Source organism: Agromyces agglutinans, assembly GCF_009647605.1.
In the GTDB taxonomy this organism is placed as follows: domain Bacteria; phylum Actinomycetota; class Actinomycetes; order Actinomycetales; family Microbacteriaceae; genus Agromyces; species Agromyces agglutinans.
In genome coordinates, this window is sequence record NZ_WJIF01000003.1 from 263,228 (window position 1) to 282,938 (window position 19,711).

The 19,711-nt window shown below is 72.1% G+C and carries 13 protein-coding genes; 6 read left to right on the top strand and 7 right to left on the bottom strand.

Features of this window, described 5'->3' with window-relative positions; translation table 11 throughout:
• Window positions 1-21: 21 nt before the first annotated feature.
• Both GE115_RS07445 and GE115_RS18810 read right to left on the bottom strand, forming a co-directional pair.
• A complete protein-coding gene (locus GE115_RS07445; protein WP_153684144.1) occupies window positions 22-681 on the bottom strand; it encodes a hypothetical protein in 660 nt (219 codons plus the stop codon).
• A gap of 72 nt (window positions 682-753) precedes the next feature.
• A complete protein-coding gene (locus GE115_RS18810) occupies window positions 754-2,295 on the bottom strand; it encodes a helix-turn-helix domain-containing protein (RefSeq protein WP_153684145.1) in 1,542 nt (513 codons plus the stop codon).
• Window positions 2,296-2,333: 38 nt separating this feature from the next.
• Between GE115_RS18810 and pgm the strand changes: the two genes are divergently transcribed.
• Complete coding sequence (gene pgm / locus GE115_RS07455) at window positions 2,334-3,959, top strand: phosphoglucomutase (alpha-D-glucose-1,6-bisphosphate-dependent) (RefSeq protein ID WP_153684146.1); 1,626 nt, start codon at window positions 2,334-2,336, stop codon at window positions 3,957-3,959.
• 16 nt (window positions 3,960-3,975) lie between these two features.
• On the opposite strand, the gene GE115_RS07460 is transcribed toward pgm, so the two are convergent.
• The 3 genes from GE115_RS07460 to GE115_RS07470 form a co-directional block, all read right to left on the bottom strand.
• On the bottom strand, window positions 3,976-5,019 hold the full coding sequence (locus tag GE115_RS07460) for an amidase domain-containing protein (RefSeq protein WP_153684147.1): 1,044 nt from the start codon (window positions 5,017-5,019) through the stop codon (window positions 3,976-3,978).
• A gap of 309 nt (window positions 5,020-5,328) precedes the next feature.
• Window positions 5,329-6,669 (bottom strand): MFS transporter, encoded by a 1,341-nt coding sequence (locus GE115_RS07465; protein ID WP_153684148.1) that lies wholly within the window; start codon window positions 6,667-6,669, stop codon window positions 5,329-5,331.
• A gap of 13 nt (window positions 6,670-6,682) precedes the next feature.
• Window positions 6,683-7,537 carry a M15 family metallopeptidase gene (locus tag GE115_RS07470; RefSeq protein ID WP_246190621.1) on the bottom strand — a complete coding sequence of 285 codons (855 nt, stop codon included), beginning with the start codon at window positions 7,535-7,537 and terminating at the stop codon, window positions 6,683-6,685.
• Window positions 7,538-7,761: 224 nt separating this feature from the next.
• Between GE115_RS07470 and GE115_RS07475 the strand changes: the two genes are divergently transcribed.
• From GE115_RS07475 to GE115_RS07495, 5 genes are all read left to right on the top strand, one after another.
• Window positions 7,762-9,066, top strand: coding sequence for an ABC transporter substrate-binding protein (locus GE115_RS07475; protein ID WP_312854995.1), 1,305 nt, complete (start codon window positions 7,762-7,764; stop codon window positions 9,064-9,066).
• Window positions 9,067-9,174: 108 nt separating this feature from the next.
• Window positions 9,175-10,206 carry a carbohydrate ABC transporter permease gene (locus GE115_RS07480; RefSeq protein WP_153684150.1) on the top strand — a complete coding sequence of 344 codons (1,032 nt, stop codon included), beginning with the start codon at window positions 9,175-9,177 and terminating at the stop codon, window positions 10,204-10,206.
• A complete protein-coding gene (locus GE115_RS07485; RefSeq protein ID WP_153684151.1) occupies window positions 10,203-11,168 on the top strand; it encodes a carbohydrate ABC transporter permease in 966 nt (321 codons plus the stop codon). Before GE115_RS07480 ends, GE115_RS07485 begins: the two co-directional genes overlap by 4 nt.
• Window positions 11,168-12,691, top strand: a complete 1,524-nt coding sequence (locus tag GE115_RS07490; RefSeq protein WP_153684152.1) for a glycoside hydrolase family 1 protein — start codon at window positions 11,168-11,170, stop codon at window positions 12,689-12,691. The genes GE115_RS07485 and GE115_RS07490 overlap by 1 nt, the downstream gene beginning before the upstream one ends.
• A 22-nt stretch (window positions 12,692-12,713) precedes the next feature.
• Window positions 12,714-13,727: a LacI family DNA-binding transcriptional regulator gene (locus GE115_RS07495; protein ID WP_153684153.1), complete on the top strand. Its 1,014-nt coding sequence runs from the start codon at window positions 12,714-12,716 to the stop codon at window positions 13,725-13,727.
• A gap of 47 nt (window positions 13,728-13,774) precedes the next feature.
• Here the strand turns inward: GE115_RS07495 and GE115_RS07500 are convergent, their stop codons facing one another.
• Window positions 13,775-15,124 (bottom strand): HupE/UreJ family protein, encoded by a 1,350-nt coding sequence (locus GE115_RS07500; protein ID WP_312854996.1) that lies wholly within the window; start codon window positions 15,122-15,124, stop codon window positions 13,775-13,777.
• 76 nt (window positions 15,125-15,200) lie between these two features.
• A complete protein-coding gene (locus GE115_RS18305) occupies window positions 15,201-19,691 on the bottom strand; it encodes a LamG-like jellyroll fold domain-containing protein (protein WP_216648785.1) in 4,491 nt (1,496 codons plus the stop codon).
• Window positions 19,692-19,711 lie beyond the last annotated feature (20 nt).

Sequence of the window (19,711 nt, forward strand, 5' to 3'; positions counted from 1 at the left end):
ACCGGCGCCGGCGCGCACCGATCAGCGCCGGCCCGCGCGGTTCGCGGCCTGCACGATCGCCACGCCGAACGCGGCCCAGGCGACCTGCCACGCGACGAGGGCCAGGCGTCCCCCGGTGAAGCCCAGCATGAGCCCCGGCGTGACCACGGCGAACACCATGATGCCGAGCACGAGCACGATCCAGCGGTGCCACCGCGGTGCGCCGGGCGAGCGCGGGGCGCGCGCGATGCCGATGCCGAGGAGGACGAGGCCGACGCCGAGCAGCATCGACGAGACGCCGTAGAGCACGTCGATGCCGGCCGTCTCGTCCGACGGGTAGGCAGCACCGGCCAGCGGGATCGCCCACGCCTCGGCCACGGTCAGGGCCGCCATGCCGGCGAGCGCGATCCAGCCGCCGAGACGGCCGGGACGGGTTCCGGCTTCCGGCGAGAGCGTCGCCACGAGCAGGCCGGCCCCGAGCAGCAGGTGGTTGAGGATGAACGACGCCTCGGCCAGCGCGTGCCCGGCGGGGTCGAGCGGATAGGCGAAGGTGCCCTCGACGGCGCCGGGGCCCGGCGGGACGAACGCGAGCACCGTTCCGCCGACGATGCCGATCACCGCACCGACGATGGTGAGGATGCCGACGGTGCGGACCACCGACGACGCGGTGCGGGGAGGCTGGGTGAGCGTTGCAGTGGACATGGCGCGACCGTACGAGCACGCCCGGCGACGCGACATCCGTGATGCCGCGTACCCGCCACTGATCGTGACGCGTCAGACCTCGCCGCGGTACCAGGCGGCGACCTGCACGCGCGAACGGACGGCGAGCTTCTCGAGGATGTGCCGCATGTGCGTCTCGACCGTGCGTTCCGAGAGGAACAGCCGCACCGCGATCTCCCGGTTGCTGAGCCCCTCGGCGAGCAGCCCGGCCACCTCGAACTCGCGGGCCGACAGCCCGCCGTGCGCGGAGCCCTGGGCCGAGGCATCCGCCAGGTCGGCCAGGCGCGCCCAATCGAGTCGGCGCGCGATCTCCCGCGCCGCCGCACGGTGGGGCGCGCCGTCGGGGCCGAGGCGGGCGAGCAGGACGTGCGCGAGGCCCTGGTAGGGCGCCGAACCCATCGAGCGTGCCGACGCGAGCGCGTCCTCGGCGTGCTCGCGTGCCGACTCGGGGTCGCCGAGCGCGTCCGCCAGACGGGCGAGGTGGTAGCTCACCGGCCCGAACGACGGCGCGTGCGCCGCGCCCGTGCCCTGCAGCCCGGCGTAGGGCGTGAGGTCCTCGTAGAGCAGGGCCGCGTACTCGAGATCCCGCTGGCCGAGGCACACCGAGACCGTTCCGATCGCGCTGATGAGCCATTCCGGCGCATGCCGGGGCACGTCGCGCAGGCGGTCGCGGATGATCGCCCACTCGACGCCCGCCGCATCGTGCCGGTCGGTCACGGCGTAGATCTCGGCGAGCCACGAGTGGGCGAAGAAGAGCCCGTCGTCGATCGCCCGGCGCACGAACCCCTCCACCGCGGCATCCGCCTCGTCGACGATCCCGAGGAACGGGATGAGGTGCCCGTGGAACACGGCGCCGAAGAACTCCGCCGGGCCGACGCCCGAAGCCGTGCCGGTGGCGACGGCGCGGTCGATGCGCGCCCGGGCGTCGGCGAACGCACCGTCGTGCAGGGCGAGGGCCGCCCGCACCAGGTCGAGCTGCCACCGGGTCCGCGCGTCCAGCCTGGAGCCGAGTTCGCCGCTGAGGACGCTGAACTCGTTCTCGAGCTCCACCCTCCGGCCCTCGACCCAGAAGGCGTCCATTCGCGACATCCGACCCCAGGCGATGGCCGACGCCTCGCCCGTGCCGATGCCGAGGTCGACCGCGCGATCGCCGATCTCGATCCAGTCCGCGGACCGCAGCGGGTCGCCGAGCGCGAGGCGCACCGCCTGCAGCGCCGACAGGATCGCGTCGGGGTCGCCGAGCCGCTCGGCCTCGGCCAGCGCCGCGGCGGCGTCGCTCGGCCAGTCGCGCACCGACCAGCGGTCGGCCGTCGCGGCGAGCTGCGCGCGCAGTCGCGCCCGCAGCACGTCTTCGCCGTCGGGCAGCCTCGCCAGCGCCTCACGTGCCAGCGCATGCACGCGTACCCGGTCGGGCTCCTCGAAGTGGGGCCGCGCGACGACGGCGGCGCGGGCCATGGCCGCCACGTCGCCGGCCTCCCGAGCGCGGTCGGCGACCTCGAGCGCGATCCGCCACGCCTCGCTCGTCGCGCCCTGTCGAGCGAGCCCGCGAGCGCGGTCCAGTTCGGCTGCACGCCCGGGCCTCTCCCCCGCCCCCATGGGTTCAGGATAGGGGGCGCGGTGCCAGACTGGGAGGCATGCATGAGCGCGCAGGCACCCCGGCGACCGAGTCCGACCTGATCGACGTGGAAGCGCTGGTGCGCGCGTATTACGAGCGCAGACCGGATGCCTCGGTGCCCGGGCAGCGCGTCGCGTTCGGCACCTCGGGACACCGAGGATCGTCGCTCGCGACGGCGTTCAACGAAGGCCACATCCTCGCGATCACGCAGGCGATCTGCGAGTACCGCGCCGGCCAGGGCATCACGGGTCCGCTGTTCATCGGCTCCGACACGCACGCGCTGAGCGCACCCGCGCAGACCACGGCGCTCGACGTGCTCGTCGCCAACGGCGTGCGCGTGCTCGTCGACGAGTTCGACGACTACGTGCCGACCCCGGCGCTCAGCCACGCGATCCTGAGCTGGAACAACGATCCCGAGCGCCGCGCCGAGGGCGAGGCCGACGGCATCGTGATCACGCCCTCGCACAACCCGCCGCAGGACGGCGGTTTCAAGTACAACCCGCCGCACGGCGGGCCCGCCGACTCCGAGGCGACGAGCTGGATCGCGAATCGCGCCAACGAGCTCATCGCCGACGGGCTGAAGGGCGTGAACCAGGCGGAGCCCAGCGCCGTCGAGACGTACGACTTCCGGGGCCGCTACGTCGAGGACCTCGCGAACATCATCGACTTCGACGCGATCCGCCGTGCGGGCATCCGCATCGGGGCCGACCCGCTGGGCGGGGCATCCGTGTCGTACTGGGCGGCGATCCGCGATCGCTACGAGCTCGACCTCACGGTCGTGAACGAGCGCGTCGACCCGCGCTGGTCGTTCATGACGCTCGACTGGGACGGGAAGATCCGCATGGACCCGTCGAGCGCCAACGCGATGGCCTCGGTGGTGGCGCGCGCCGGCGAGTTCGACATCCTGACGGGCAACGACGCCGACGCCGACCGCCACGGCATCGTCACGCCCGACGGCGGGCTCATGAACCCCAACCACTACCTCGCGGTCGCGATCGAGTACCTGTTCGGCCACCGCGAAGGCTGGCGCAAGGATGCCTCGATCGGCAAGACCCTCGTGTCGAGCTCGATGATCGACCGGGTCGCCGCGGGCCTCGGCCGACACCTCTGGGAGGTGCCGGTCGGCTTCAAGTGGTTCGTGCCGGGCCTCATCGACGGCTCGGTGGGATTCGGCGGCGAGGAGAGCGCAGGCGCGTCGTTCCTGCGGTTCGACGGATCCGTGTGGACGACCGACAAGGACGGCATCCTGCTCTGCCTGCTGGCCGCCGAGATCCGAGCCGTCACCGGCGAGTCGCCATCGAAGCTGTACGCCGACCTCGTCGAGCGGTACGGCGATCCGGCGTACGAGCGAACGGATGCCCCGGCCACGCCCGCGCAGAAGCAGGCGCTCGGCAGGCTCGACGGCGACGCGGTGCGCGCGACCGAGCTCGCGGGCGAGGAGATCACCGCGAAGCTCTCGCACGCGCCCGGCAACGGCGCCGCGGTCGGCGGGCTCAAGGTCGCGACCGAGCACGCGTGGTTCGCCGCGCGCCCGAGCGGCACCGAGGACGTCTACAAGATCTACGCCGAGTCGTTCCGCGGGCCCGAGCACCTCGCGCAGGTGCAGGCCGAGGCGCAGCGGATCGTCACCGACGCGCTCGGCTGAGCCCGACCGACGGTCGTCAGCTCAGCGAGAAGTAGTGCACCGAGCCGCCGCCGGTGGCGAGGGCCTGGTCGACGTCCCAGAAGTCGGCATCCTTGGTGTGGCCGCCGACCCAGACCTTGGTGCCGTTCGCCGTGCGCTCGACCCGCGTGACGACGGCCGTGTGGTCGCGGTCGCCCGACCCGTCCCAATCGAACTGGGCGATGTCGCCGACCTTCACCAGCGCGCGCTGCGAGTCGTCGAGCGCCGTCGCGAGGTCGGGGCGGGTGAGCAGCCAGTCGCGCATGGCGGTCGAGCTCGTCCAGGTCGGTGACATGGCGCCCGTGGCGGCGTCGTAGTACCAGGCGCCGTCCATGGTCCAGCCCCGTGCGATGAGCGACTGGCTCGTGAAGTTCGCGCAGTCGTAGCCCGAGATCACGGGGTACTGCGCCGAGTTGTACGACGACCAGTACGCGAGCACGTAGCCGACCTGCGCGTCGATGCCGGGGTCGGTCGTGTAGGTCAGGGTGAGCGCATCGGTCGCCGCCGCCTGCGCGGTCACCGGGGCGGCTGCGCTGACGGCGGCCGCTTCCGGGGAGGCCGGCGAGAGCGAGGCTCCCGCGGCGGCCGACGCGACCGAGGCGCCGGATGCCGCGGTGAACGACTCCGTCGGCAGTTCGACGTCGGCGGCCGCGCCGGCGGCATCCGTGAAGGTCACCGCGACGTCGCCGAGCGAGGTGTCGGCGGTCGACGGCACGGCGAAGGTGAGGTGGTCGGTGCCGGCCGCGACGATCGGCGCCGGCGTCGCGCCCACGACGACCTGCGCGACCCGGTCGAGGTGCTCGCCCGCGACGGTCACCTGCGTGCCGCCGGTGAACGGCGCCTGCGAGATCGAGAGGCCGCTCGTGATCGTCGGATCGAGGTCGGCGGCCGCGGCGGCCGCCTGCGCCGCCGTCTCCGGCGCGCCCGCCGAGGCGGCGACGGTCAGCGTGTCGTCGGCCGAACGCTGCTGCACGACCGCGACGGCCCGGTCGGCGGTGGCGGGGGTCTCCCCGGCGACGGCGAGGGAACCGAAGGCGCTCACGCCGACGATCGCCGTCGCCGAGGAGAGGGCGGCCCAACGACGCGCTTCGCGACGCGTCGTGGGGGTGGGCCGCCGGTTGCCGACAGGAGCAGCACGGTGCTTGGGAGTCTTCGCCGCATCCGTCCCGTCACGCGTCCCGCCCGGCTCGGGCACGGGCGGGCGGTACGTGGAACGGCTGCGGAGGGGGAGGAAGGATTCCGGCACGGTGAAGGGGGGTGTTTCCTGTCGGTCGTTTGGGGGACCGACAGAGTTCACCACCCAAAATTGTGAGGAAACCTCTCACTGGCTGGGAAGACCGTGAGAGCGCGATCAGGCGGTCACTCGACGGGCACCGACGAGCACCCGCACGCCCGCCAGCACGAGCGGCAGCAGCACGAGCGCCGCGACGACGTTCACCGCCTGGAATCCGCCGAGCTCGAGCACCACGCCCGAGGCGGCCGCGGCGATCGCCGCGGCGAAGTTCATCGAGGCGTCCGAAGCGCCCTGCAACGGCACGCGCAGCGATGCGTCCACCGACGTCGTGAGCAGCGCCGACCCTCCGATGAGCCCCGCCGACCACCCGAGGCCGAGCAGACCGAGCGCGAGCGGCACGAGCACCGGATCCTCGGCGGGCGCGAGCATGCCGATGACGGTCGCCGAGAGCAGGATCGCGACGCCCGCGCCGATGACCGGCAGGGCGCCCAGCCGGTCGACGATCCAGCCGACGATCGGGCTCGCCCCGTACATGCCGAGGATGTGGATCGAGATCACGAGCCCGATCACCGAGAGCGACAGGCCGTGCGCGTGCAGGTGCACGGGCGTCATCACCATGACGGCGACCATCACGGTGTGCGAGCAGATGATCGAGGCGAGGGCGAGCAGCGCGCGCGGGTCGTGCGACGCGATCGCGAGCGCGCGCCAGGCGCCGACCCGCGGCGCGGCCGGCTCGGCCGGCTCGCCAGCCTCCTGGGCCGGCGACCCGTCGGCGGATGCCACGGCCCCGGCTGTCGCGTCGGTTGACGCTGCATCGGCGGATGCCACGCCCGGGGCATCCGCCTCCGCCTCCGCCTCGAGCACGCCGGGGCGGGGCATCCGGAGCAGGGCGGCGACGACCAGCGTGGAGATCGCGAACGCGACGCCCGACAGCAGGAACGGACCGACGAGCGGCGGCAGGCCGAGGCTGCGGCCGAGGTCGTCGCCGAACTGCGAGAGGTTCGGGCCGGCGACCGATCCGATCGTCGTCGCCCACAGTACGAGCGACATGGCGCGCGCCTCGAAGCCGGGATGCGCGACCTCGGTGGCGGCGAAGCGGGCCTGCAGGCCCGAGGCGGCACCGGCGCCGAACGCGGCGAGGCCGACGAAGACGAGGGGTACGAACCCGGTCGTGGCCGCCACGACGACGAGCACCGCGCCCGCGAAGGCGAGGGCGTAGCCCACGGCGAGCGCGACGTGCCGGCCGCGCGCGACGGCGAGGCGGGCGAGCGGGATCGCCACGAGCCCGGCGCCGAGCACCGAAGCGGTCTGGCTGAGGCCGGCCAGGACGGTCTGTCCGGTCAGGTCCTCGGCCAGCAGCGCGGCCACGGCGATGCCCGAGGCGACGCCGATGCCGGCGAGCAGCTGGTTGCCGATCAGGATGCCGAGGGCGAGGCCCGGGTGCACGCGTCGCGCCATCAGCCTCGGCCCCTTACTCGTAGTCGGGCGCGGCCGGGAGTCCGAAGAACTCCTCGAGGGTGGTGAACCCGGTCTCGCGCATCTCGGTCGCGAGGTCGACGCCCACGTAGCGGAAGTGCCACGGCTCGTAGGTGTAGCCGGTCACGTCGCGCTTGTCGGCCGGGTAGCGCAGGATGAAGCCGAACCGGTACGCGTTGTCGCGCAGCCAGGCCCCCTCGGGCGTCTCGCCGAAGCACTCGGCGAGCGAGCACTCCCCCGACTCCGCGCCGATGTCCATGACCAGTCCGGTCTGGTGCTCGCTGTAGCCCGGCCTCGCGGTCGTCTCGTCGTCGCCGTCGTACACTTCGTCCTGCGCCCAGTACGAGCGGTAGGCGCTGTTCGAGGCGAGGAAGAGCCCGGCCTCGTTGGCGGCGGTGTCGAACATCGCGACCGCGGCGTCGGATGCCTCGTGCCGCATCAGCGGCTCCCACGTGTGGGCGACGGGGACGTCGACCAGGTCGGCGGGCTCGTAGTCGTCGGGCACGATCGGCCGAAGCTTGTTGACGACCACCCAGATGCTGGCCGGATCGTCGAGCGAGTGCGCGGCGCGGTCGAAGGTCTCGACCACGGCGGGAGGGGCTGCGGCGGTGGGGGCCGGCCGCGGCGGATTCGACGCGGATGCCCCGTCGGCGCCGGCCGAACCGCCGCCGGGCGAGGCGCCGGTGACGAAGCCGACGACGAGCGCGGCGATCGCGATGAGCACCCCGATCACCGGGAGCGCGACCGCCAGGCGGCGGCGCGACAGCGCGGCGGCCTCCTCGTCGGCCATCGCCTCGCGCAGGTCGTACGGATCGTACGGGTCGCGATCGTGGCGGGCGTCGACAGGCATCGTTCGAGTGTACCGGCCGTGTCCCGCGTGCCCCTCGGCCGGGCGGCGAAGATCGGCCCGGTGTCCGGCTCGGCGTGTCGTGAGAGCGCTCTCTTGACATTTGCCGTCGAATGCCCGTAAGGTCTCACCGACGTTGTGAGAGCGCTCTCACATGGATGTGAGAGAGCGCTCTCAAAGCGCCTTTGCACCATTCCCATCAACCCCACGCACACAAAGGAGTGACCGTGAAGCTCTCACGACGCACCCGCGGTGTCGCAGCCATCGCCGGCGCGGCATCCATCGCCCTCCTTGCCACCGCATGCTCCACCGGTGGCGACTCGGGCGGTGACGGCGAGGACATCACCCTCACCGTCACCACGTTCGGCACGTTCGGCTACGACGACCTGTACCAGGAGTACGAGGCCGCCAACCCGGGCGTGAAGATCGAGGCGACCAACATCGACACCGGCGGCAACGCCCGCACCGACGCCTTCACGAAGATCGCGGCGGGCTCGGGCCTCAGCGACGTCGTCGCCATCGAGGAGGGCTGGCTCGGCGCGATCATGGAGGTCTCCGACCAGTTCGTCGACCTCACCGAGTACGGCATCGAGGACCGCAAGGGCGACTGGGTCGACTGGAAGTACGAGCAGGCGACCGACGCCGACGGCCGCGTCATCGGCTACGGCACCGACATCGGCCCGACCGGCCTCTGCTACAACGGCCCGGCCTTCGCGGCCGCCGGCTTGCCGACCGACCGCGAAGAGGTCGCCGCGCTCCTCGAGGGCGACTGGGCGCACTACTTCGAGGTGGGCGCGCAGTACACCGCGGCCACCGGCAAGGCGTGGTATGACCACTCGGGCTTCGTCTGGAACTCGATGGTCAACCAGCTCGACGAGGGCTACTACACCGCCGACGGCGAGCTGAACGTCGAGGACAACGCCGAGCTGCGCGACCTCTTCGGCCTGCTGGGCGCGGCGACGGAGGGCGGCCAGTCGGCTGCTCAGGCGGCCTGGGACTGGAACGGCGGCAAGTCGTTCGTCGACGGCACCTTCGCGACCTTCGTCTGCCCGGGCTGGATGCTCGGCGTCGTGCAGGGCCAGGTCGAGGCCGGCGGCGGCGACGCCAGCACCGGCTGGGACTTCGCCGATGTGTTCCCCGGCGGCGCCGGCAACTGGGGCGGTGCCTGGCTCTCGATCCCCGAGACCAGCCAGCACAAGGAAGAGGCCGCGAAGCTCGCCGACTGGCTGACCCAGCCCGAGCAGCAGGTCAAGCAGTCCAAGGCCGCGGGCAACTTCCCGAGCACCCTGGGCGCGCAGGAGGAGCTCGCCAGCGCCGCTGAGCCGAACGAGTTCTTCAACGGCGCACCCACCGGTGCGATCCTCGCGACCCGCGCCGAGGGTGTGAAGGCGCAGTTCAAGGGCGCCGACGACTCCGTCATCCAGGAGAACGTTTTCGGCCCGCCGCTGCAGGCCCTCGACCGCGGCGAAGTCGACACCGCCGCCGCCTGGGACCAGGCGATCGAGCTGCTGCACGAGCTCGTCGAGGAGTAAACCGGCAGGCGCTTCGCGCTCGCCGTGGGGTCCCCGGGCTCAGGCCCGGGGGCCCCACCCCCAGCACCGCCCCCACCCCACACTTCCCTCGATCGAGAACGGCCAGCCATGACCACCACGCTCCGCACTCCCCGCGCGGACGCGGCGCCGACACCGCCGCCCGCGGGCCCGCCCCGACTGACCGCCAAGCAGCGTCTGTCCCGGTTCGACCTCAAGGCGTCGCCGTACTTCTACACCTCGCCGTTCTTCATCCTGTTCGCGGTGACCGGCCTCTTCCCGCTCGCCTACACGCTCGTGGTCTCGATGCACGAGTGGGACCTCCTGAAGGGCCAGGGGCCGTTCGTCGGTCTCGACAACTTCGTCGAGATCCTCGGCGACAGCATGTTCTGGAACTCGATCTTCAACACCGTGAGCATCTTCCTGCTCTCGGCCATCCCCCAGCTGATCGTCGCCATCGTCGTCGCGTACCTGCTGGACCAGGGCCTGCGCGCCCCCACCTTCTGGCGCATGGGCGTACTGCTGCCCTTCGTCGTCACTCCGGTCGCCGTCGCGATCATCTTCTCGAGCATCTTCAACGAGGCCGACGGCCTCGCCAACAACCTGCTCAACCTGATCGGCATCCAGGACCAGGCGTGGAAGCACGACACGTTCCTCAGCCACTTCGCCATCGCGACGATGGTGAACTTCCGATGGACCGGCTACAACGCCCTCATCCTGCTCGCGGCGATGCAGTCCGTGCCCCGCGACCTCTACGAGTCGGCCGCGATCGACGGCGCCGGGAGCATCCGTCGCTTCTTCTCGATCACGATCCCGTCCATCCGCCCGACGCTGATCTTCGTCATCATCACGTCGACCATCGGCGGCCTCCAGATCTTCGCCGAGCCGCGCCTCTTCGACGTGTCCAACGCGGGCGGCATCGGCGGCAGCGACCGCCAGTTCCAGACGACCGTGCTGTTCATGTGGGAGCTCGCCTTCTTCCGGCGCGACTTCGGCGAGGCCGCGGCCGTCGCCTGGCTGCTGTTCCTGCTGATCATCGGGTTCGGGCTCGTCAACTTCCTGATCTCGCGCCGCATCGCGACCGGAGAGGGTCGCCCGAACCGCCGCACCCGTCGTGCGCTCGCCCGAGGAGAGAACCGATGAGCACCGCCATCCCCCAGCCCCTCCCGGCGGTCGAGGTCGACGTGGTCGGCCCCGAGACCGCGGCGCACCCCGACGTCGTCGGCCGCCGACGCGGCAACGGCCGCCCCAGCGGCCCCCGGCGCCGCCGCAGCTCCGGCACCGCCGGCATCGGCAGCCGCCCCGGATTCCTCACCTACGGCCTGCTCACCGCGTTCCTCATCGGCAGCGCCTACCCGCTGTGGTGGTCGTTCGTGGTCGGCTCCGGCACCAACGCCACGCGCGGCGAGACCCTGCCGCTCGTGCCGGGCGGCAACTTCCTCGCAAACGCGCAGAAGGTGTTCGACGCGATCCCGTTCTGGCTCGCGCTCGGCAACTCCGTGATCATCTCCTCGATCATCACGATCTCGGTGGTCACCTTCTCGACGCTGGCGGGCTACGCGTTCGCGAAGCTGCGCTTCCGCGGTCGCAACGGCCTCATGGTCTTCGTCGTGGCGACCATGGCGATCCCGACCCAGCTCGGCATCATCCCCCTCTTCATGGTGATGAAGGAGCTCGGCTGGACCGGCACCATCGGCGCGGTCATCGTGCCGACCCTGGTGACGGCGTTCGGCGTCTTCTTCATGCGCCAGTACCTCGTCGACGTCATCCCCGACGAGCTGATCGAGGCGGCCCGCGTCGACGGGGCGAACCAGTTCCGCACCTTCCTCACCGTCGGCCTTCCGGCGGCGCGACCCGCGATGGCGATCCTCGGCCTGTTCACGTTCATGACGGCCTGGACCGACTACCTGTGGCCGCTGATCGTACTGAGCCCCTCGAACCCCACCCTGCAGACGGCGCTCAGCCAGCTGCAGTCGGGCTACTACATCGACTACTCGATCGTGCTCACGGGCGCGGTCATGGCGACGATCCCGCTCCTCATCCTCTTCGTGGTGGCGGGCAAGCAACTCATCTCCGGAATCATGGCAGGAGCGGTCAAGGGCTGATGGCAGCGACGAATTTCCCGCAGGGCTTCATCTGGGGCTCGGCGACGGCAGCCGCGCAGATCGAGGGTGCCGCCCATGAGGGCGGCAAGGAGGACTCGATCTGGGACGCGTACGCTCGCGTGCCGGGCGCGATCGCCGGCGGCGACACCCCCGACCGGGCGGTCGACCACTACCACCGGTACCGCGACGACGTCGCGCTCATGAAGCGGCTCGGCCTCGACTCGTACCGGTTCTCGACGAGCTGGGCGCGCGTGGTGCCCGGCGGCCGCGCGGTCAACCCCGAAGGGCTCGACTTCTACTCGCGCCTGGTCGACGAACTGCTCGAGCAGGGCGTCCTGCCGTGGCTCACGCTCTACCACTGGGATCTGCCGCAGGCGCTGCAGGAGCAGGGCGGCTGGGCGAACCGCGACACGTCGTACCGGTTCCTCGAGTACGCCGAGGCGGTCTACGGCGCGCTCGGCGACCGGGTCTCGCACTGGACGACGTTCAACGAGCCGCTGTGCTCCTCGCTCATCGGCTACGTCGGCGGCGAGCACGCGCCCGGCCTGAACGACCCCGTCGCGGGCCTCGCGGCGGTGCACCACCAGCACCTCGCGCACGGCCTCGCCGTGCAGCGGCTGCGCGAGCTCGCGGGCGACGCCGGGCGCGACATCCAGCTCGGCATCACCCTGAACCTCACGAACGCGGTGCCGAACGACCCGGCGGACCCCGTCGACCTCGAGGCGGCACGCCGCATCGACGCGCTCTGGAACCGCATGTACCTCGAGCCCATGCTGCTCGGCGCCTACCCCGCCGACCTCCTGGAGGACGTCGCCGAGTTCGGCCTCGCCGACCGCATCCGGCCCGGCGACCTCGAGGTCATCTCGCAGCCGATCGACTTCCTCGGCGTCAACCACTACCACGACGACAACGTGTCGGGGCATCCGCTGCCCGCCGACGCGCCCCGCTCGCTGCGGCCGACCGACAAGCCCGGCCGCTCGCCGTTCCCGGGCAGCGAGTACGTCAGCATGCCCAGCCGCGGCCTGCCGCGCACGGCCATGGACTGGGAGGTGAACCCCGAGGGGCTCACCGAACTGCTCGTCCACCTCGGCCGCGAGTACGACAACCTCCCGCCCCTGTACATCACCGAGAACGGCGCGGCCTACGACGACGTCGTGTCCGAGGACGGCGCCATCCACGACGCCGAACGCACGCAGTACATCCTCGACCACGTCGCCGCGGTCGGCCGCGCCATCGAGGCCGGCGCCGACGTGCGCGGGTACTTCGTCTGGTCGCTGCTCGACAACTTCGAGTGGGCGTGGGGTTACGAGAAGCGGTTCGGCATCGTGCGCGTCGACTACGACACCTTCGAGCGCACGCCGAAGGACAGCGCGCTCGCCTACGCGCGACTCATCGCCGACGCGAAGGCCGCCGACGGCGCATCCGTCGCCGGGGCATCCGCCGACCGCGTCGCACCGGTCGCCGCTGCGATGACGGATGCCCCGGCCGGGGCATCCTTCGTGGCGGCGGCTATCGTGGAGTGAAGCTGCAGGGAGGGGGCACGCGATGACGGCGATCAGCGGGGGCGGCGCCCCCACGCTCGAGATGGTCGCGGCTCACGCCGGCGTCTCGCGGGCGACGGTGTCGCGGGTCGTGAACGGCTCGCCCAAGGTGAGCCCCGACGTCGCCGAGGTCGTGCAGCGCGCGATCGAGGAACTGAACTACGTGCCCAACCGTGCGGCGCGGTCGCTCGCGAGCCGGCGCACCCAGGCGATCGCGCTGATCGTGCCCGAGTCGGCGGCACGCGTCTTCGACGACCCGTTCTTCGCGTCGATCGTGCAGGGCGTCGCCATGGCGATCGCCCCGACCGAGTACACGCTCACGATGATGATCGAGTCCGAGGTCGACCCCGACAAGACGAGGCGGTATCTGCTCGGCGGCAACGTCGACGGCGCGCTCGTGGTCTCGCACCACACCGGCGACCACTCGTACGCCCACCTCGGCCGCTCGCTGCCGCTCGTCTTCGGCGGTCGCCCGCTCGACGGCGAGTCGAGCGAGTTCACGGTCGACGTCGACAACACGCACGGGGCCGCGTCGGGCACCGAGCACCTCGTCGCGCGCGGCCGGCGACGGCTCGCCACGATCGCGGGCCCGCAGGACATGCCGCCCGGCGTCGACCGCCTCCGCGGATTCGAGTCGGCGGCCTCGGCGGCCGGTCTCGCGACCGACCTCGTCGAGTTCGGCGACTTCAGCCCGGCCTCGGGTGCCGACGCGATGCGGCGCCTGCTCGCGCGCGAACCCGGCATCGACGGCGTGTTCGCCGCCAACGACCAGATGGCGATGGGCGCGCTCACCGCGCTGGCCGAGGCCGGTCGGTCGGTGCCCGACGACGTCTCGGTGGTCGGCTTCGACGACGACCGCTACGCCGCGACCGCCATGCCCGCGCTCACGACCGTGCGTCAGCCGTCGAACCGCATGGGCGCCGAGATGGCGCGCAAGCTCGTGGCGCTGATCGAGGGCCGGCCGGTCGAGGCCGCGACGATCCTCTCGACGGAACTGGTCGTACGGGCCTCGAGCTAGGCGAGGCCGGGCCGGCGGGCGGGCTTCACCCGCGCCGCCCCGGCAGCTCAGCCGGCCCCGAGGAGCCGCTCGACGAACCAGTAGAGTCCGACGACCGCGACCCCGAGCTGGATCCATACCGATGCGATCGGCAGGCGCCGCCGGAGCAGCACGAACAGCGGGAACGCGACGGCGATGATCACGAGCTGGGTCAGCTCAATGCCGAGGTTGAACACCAGCAGCGCGCCGAGCAGTCCCCACGAGAACGGCTCGTCGATGCCGAGCGCGCCCGCGAAGCCCACGCCGTGCACGAGGCCGAACCCGAAGACCACCAGGATCCGCGTCCAATCGTCGCTGCTGAATCCGCGGGGCGGCACGAGCGCCGCCGACAGCACGGGTGCTGCGGTGCGTTCCTGCAGGGCGACCCCTCGGCCGGTCGGGCGCATCGAGGCGGACGGTGCCGGGGCCGGCGACGTACCGGCCCCCGACGCGCCCGCCTGCCTGAGTCCCACCGCCGCGAGCCCCTGTGCCGCCCGTCGATGGCGCCAGTAGCCCCAGACGCTCCACAGCGAGACCGCGGCGATCGAGAACGCGATGATGGGCTCGACGATCTCAGCCGGGATGCTGACCAGGCCGAGCGCGGCGAGCACGAAGGTGATCGAGTGCGCCACGGTGAACGCCGTCGCGACCATGACGATGTCGCGAAGCCGTCGGGCGCCGACGATGAGGGCGAGCAGGAACAGCAGGTGGTCGGGGCCGAACAGCAGGTGCTCGGCGCCGAGGATCAGGAACTCGCCCATGCGCGAACCCCAGTCCTGCGTCGTGGTCATCGTCGGGCTCTGGTCGGTGTCGAGGTTCGCGACGCCCGAGCCCGACCGCAGGTCGTAGCTGACGATCGTCGTCGTCTTGCCACCGGGTTCGGTGCCGGGGAACAGCTCGGTGCTGATCCGGTACACCGCCGGCGCGGCGCCGACCTCGTCGCGGCAGTCGGCGTCGATCACCAAACGGGCGTGCGGCACGCCGTCGCGAATCGTGATCGCGTACGGTTCGGCGAGTTCGTTCGGGCAGGCGGATGCCCCGGCGGACTCCGCCCCGGCCTCGACGGCGTACCTCGGCAGGACGTAGCCGAGCACGGTGTCGGAGTGCCGCTCGAGCATGGCGGTGGTGAGCCGCTGCGGATCCCGTCCGGATGCCTGCACGTCGGCGTAGGCGTCGGCCTCGAAGTCGGCGTCATCCATGGCCCGCGCGCCGTCGGTCGCGAGGAGGACGTACTCGACCTCGAGCACCGTGCGGACGAGTCCCGGCTCGGGTTCGGTCACGTCGGCGAAGACGGTCGCGGCGTAGCTGTGCGCGGCGGCCGGAGCGGCCGGTATGACGAGTCCGAGCGCGACGACGACGAGCAGGATCGAACGGACCACGAGCGAACGGCCCAGGAGCGGGCCGCGTCCGGGGAACCGGCCGCCCCCGAGGATCGCTCCCCTCCCGAGGCGACGATCAGAACGCACCGAGGTCCTCCCAGGCCGAGTGCTTCACGGCGCCGGGTTCCTGGCCCCTGGTCCACCACGACGCCCGGTAGAGGCGCCCCTCGTGGGCCACCGTCTCACCGCCGGTGTAGATCCACGAGCCGGTCCAGGTGGGCACGACGCCCTGCGGGGTGACGACCTCGACGCCCCGCTCGGCCCACGCGCCGTGCGCAGTGCCCCGCCGCACGGTCGAGCCCGGCTCGGTGCCCCTGGTCCACCACTGCGCCATGTAGACGCGGCCGTCGTCTAGCACCTCGTCGCCGGCGAGGTAGACCTGTTCGGCCCGCCAGGCGGGCAGTGCCTCGACCTGGATCGCCGGCGAGGTGGCCGTGCCCGGCGCGGCGCCCGCGCGGGTGGCCGTGACCTCGACCGCGATCTCGGCGCCGTTGTGCTCGCCGGCGAGCCGCAGCTCGGCGCCGGTCTCGCCCGCGAGCTCCTCGCCGTCAGCGGTCCAGCGGTAGGCGAACGCCAGCCCCTCGGCGTTCCATTCGCCCGGCCTCGCGAAGAGGATGCCGCCGACCCGGGCCGTCCCCGTGAGGCTGGGCGCGACGGTGGCGACCGGCGCGGGCTCCGTCGCGACCACCTCGAACGCGGCCTCGGTGACGTTGCCCGCCGCGTCGAGCGCCGTGTACGTCAAGGTGTAGGTGCCCACGGCCGGCGGCACGATCGTGCCCGGCTCGATCGGCACGTCCTCGCCGATCGGCCCCGAGACGGTGATCGCGACGGTGACCGAGCCCGAGTCATCGCCCGCGATGCCGGCCGGCACCGAGTACTCCTCGCCCACGGTGGCCGTGGCGGCCGGTGCCGGGTCGACCTCGAGCAGCGGAGGCGTGGTGTCGTTGCGCTTGAGGGCGTTCGCGGCGAGACGCGAGACCGCCTTCGCGGCGACCGGCTCGCTGAAGATGCGCGCGGTCGAGATGGCGCCTTCGAACGGGTACTCGACGGTGCCCGACGACGAGATGTCGCCGCCGACGACGAACGCGCGCGCGGCGCCCGAGGGGTTCTGCACCTTGCCGCCGCCGGTGGCGGCGGCTGTTCCGGCCTCGCGGCCGTCGACGTAGATCCGCAGGGCTCCGCTCGCGGCGTCGTAGGTCGCCACGACGTGGGTCCACCGGCCGGCCGTCACCGCGTTCTCGGCACGCGCGACGACGTAGCGGCCGCCGACGCGCACCCACAGCTCGGGTGAGACCTTGCCGGCCTGCGTCCCGGGCAGCATCTCGAGCCCCTGGCCGGCGGTCTGCGTGTTCGAGATCATGTCCCGCTCGGTGGTGATCGAGGGCACCTTGAAGACCGACTCGATGGCGAAGCCGTCCTCGGTCTTCGCGTAGTCGGCATCGGACCACGCGATCCGCGAGCCCTGCGCCGAGTTGCCGGTGAACGTCGCGACCTCTCCGCCGAGCTCGGGATCGACCGAGATCGCGGCGTTGCCCGCCGTGACGGCGTGCGCCCGCGGCGACCGGTCGGCGGGCTTGCCGCCCGTGTAGCCGAGGTCGAGCAGGTCGGCGACGGGAAGCGGCTCGAGGAGTTCGGCCATCTCGGCCGACCCGTCGGCCGCGGTCACCGTGAAGGCGGCGTGCGCCTGGCGGGCTGCGGCATCCGTCGCGAGATAGGTGATCGTGTGCGCACCCGGCGTCGTCGGCACGAACGTGTGCCGCCCGTCGGCCGTGCGCGTCACCTCGATGACCGCGCCCGCGGGGTCCGTGACCTCGACGGCGACCTCGACGCGGCCCGAGTTGTCGACGGCCTGCGGGGCCGGCGCGAAGTAGGGCCTGCCGACGATCGCGACGGCTCCCGGCGCCGGCGCGACCTGCACCTGCGGCGGCGTGGCGTCGAGCAGCTTCAGCTCGCGGTTCGCGACACGGTAGACGTTCTTCTCGGAGAGCGGCGTGCTGTAGAGTTCGACGCCCGCGATCCGGCCGTTGAAGGTCGCGTCGTCGAGCGTGCCGCCCGGGTTCGCGTCGCCGCCGATCGCGAGGTACCTCGCCGCGGCGTTGCTCGGCTTGACCGGGAACGAGACGTCGGTCGTGGCCACGGCCTTCGCACCGCCGACATACAGGCGGGCATCGGTGCCGTCGTACCACCCGGTCACGTGGTACCAGGTGCCGTACTCCAGTTGCACGGAGGGCCGGGGGCTCGCGTACCAGAACCCGAGCTCGTAGGTCTCGGCCGAGGCGGTGCGCACCGCCTCGAGGCCGATGCCGCCGCTCTGCATGCCCCCGACCACGTCGACGTAGCCGCCGACGGGCTTGTCGATGGCGTCGATCCTGAACGTCGCGTCGATCGTGAAGCCGTCCTGCAGCTTCGCGTAGTCGGCGTCGCCCAGGTTCGCCGTGCGGAACGCCGAGGCGGTGCCCTGTCGCCCGATCGCCACCTGGGCGCCGAGGTCGGCGTCGTCGATCACGCGCGCTGCGCTGCCCGCGGTCAGCGCCCAGGCCTTCGGCGAGGCATCCTTCGCCGTGCCGTCGACGAAACGCACGTCGAGGAGGTCGGCGGCCGGCACCGGCTCTCGCAGGTCGTCGAAGGTGAGCGCGTCGGGGTCGAACGGTGGTTCGACCGGGCCCGTCGAGCCGGTCGTGGTGAACCGTGCGGTGAGCGGCGCCCCCTCCTTGCCCCACGCGTTGATCGGCGTCACCCGCACCTCGTACTCGCGCGCCGGACGCAGGTTCCACACCTCGTGGGCGCGGCTCGTCGGCATCGGCAGGTTGTAGAAGCCCGACCACTGCAGGAACGTGTTGACTGTCTGCCCGGTCGCGACGTCGTTGGTCGTGTAGCGGTACTTGTGGACGATGTCCTGCACCGGGTTCGGTGCCGGCACGGCCTGCGGGAACGCGACCATGGCCTTGTCCTCGCCGATGCCGTCGACCTGCACGGCGGCACCCGCGGGCCACTGCGGAGCGTCGGTGAGGCTCGCGCGGTGGGTGTTGTTCAGCGGGAAGCGCTCGTCGTAGCTCTTCGTGGTGTCGACGGAGTCGGCGACGTCCCACGACCAGGTCTGGTCGATCCATCGGTCGGCGAGCAGGTCGTAGTTCTTGATGGTGACCTGCGAGCCGGTGATCTCGACGATGGCGGTCTGCCGGTTGTTGCCGGCATCGTCGGGCGTCGTGTCGTTCGAGCGGCTGGTGGGGCTCGTGTTGACGACGCCCGACTCGAACTCGTAGTAGGCGAGCGGCGGCGCGTTCACCGTCGTGAAGCCCTTGCCCGCACGATCGCCGGTGCGGTGCTCCTGGCCCTGCCAGACCGACGTCGGGATGTTCTGCGGGGTGTGGATGTGCCCGCCCCAGACGACCGCCTGCGGGTAGTCGTCGAACACCGACTGGAGCGTGTCGCCGCAGCCGCTCGCGAGGCCGGTGCCGTACCACTCGTTCGACACGTAGTGCGTGCATCGCAGCGGGTGGTGCACGAGCACCATGACCGGCTTCGTCGGGTCCTCGGCAGTCGCCGCGGCCAGCCGCTGCTGGAGCCATGCCGCCGCGTAGGCGTAGTTGCCCGAGCTCGCCGACGACGGCTTGCCGGTCTCCGGGTCGAGCGTTCCGGCACCCGGCGAGACCGTGATGAAGTGGTATCCCTCGATCGTGTAATCGGCGTTGGGCTTCTGCCCGCCCGTGGCCTGCGTGAACAGGTCGTACGACGCGATGCCGGCGACGTCGTGGTTCCCGAGCGAGGCGACGAGCTCGATGCCGAGACCTGCCTTGGCGTCGACCGTGCTCTTCAGCCCGGCGTACTCGCTCGCGGTGGCGTTGTTCGTCAGGTCGCCCACGAACAGCGCCGTGCTCACGTCTTCGGCGGCCCAGAAGTCGTACGCTTCGGCGAGTTCGCTCCAGCTGTTGTGGATGTCGCCGATCGCGGCGAACCGAACGTCGGGCTCACCGGTCGCGGCAGCGTCGGATGCCTCGGCAGCGTCAGCGGCCCCGGCGTCGTTCGCTGCGGCATCGGACGGCCCGGACGCCTCCGGTGCGACCGGGGACTCCGGGCCCTCGCCGGAGACGACGACCGTGCGGGTCTGCTCGGTGATGCCACCCTCGGCGTCGGTGGCCGAGAACGCGACGGTGTACTCGCCCGCGATCGCGGGAGAGAACCGGTAGAGGCCGTCGGCGCCGGGACTCACGGCCGCCACGACCCCGTCGGGGCTCGCGACCGAGACCACGAGCTCGCCGGTGAGCCCCGTGATCGCGCCGAACGCGACCGTGCCGCCGACGACGGCGATCTCGGGCACGGGCGCGGGGGCCGCGCCCGTCGATCCGGCGCCCGTCGCGCCGCCGGTCGCGGAGCTGCCGGTCGCGGAGCTGCCGGTCGCCGGGGCACCCGCTGATCGCGCGCCGATCGCCGCGCCCGGGTCGGTCGTGGCCTGGGCAGGCACCGCGATGCCGGCGAAGAGCACGGTGGCGGCGGCGAAGGCCGCGCCGAGCAGCGCCGGGCGCCCTCGACGGGTCCGCCGGGTGGGGGGAACGGTGGGCTTCGACACGATGCGTCCTTCGAGTGACC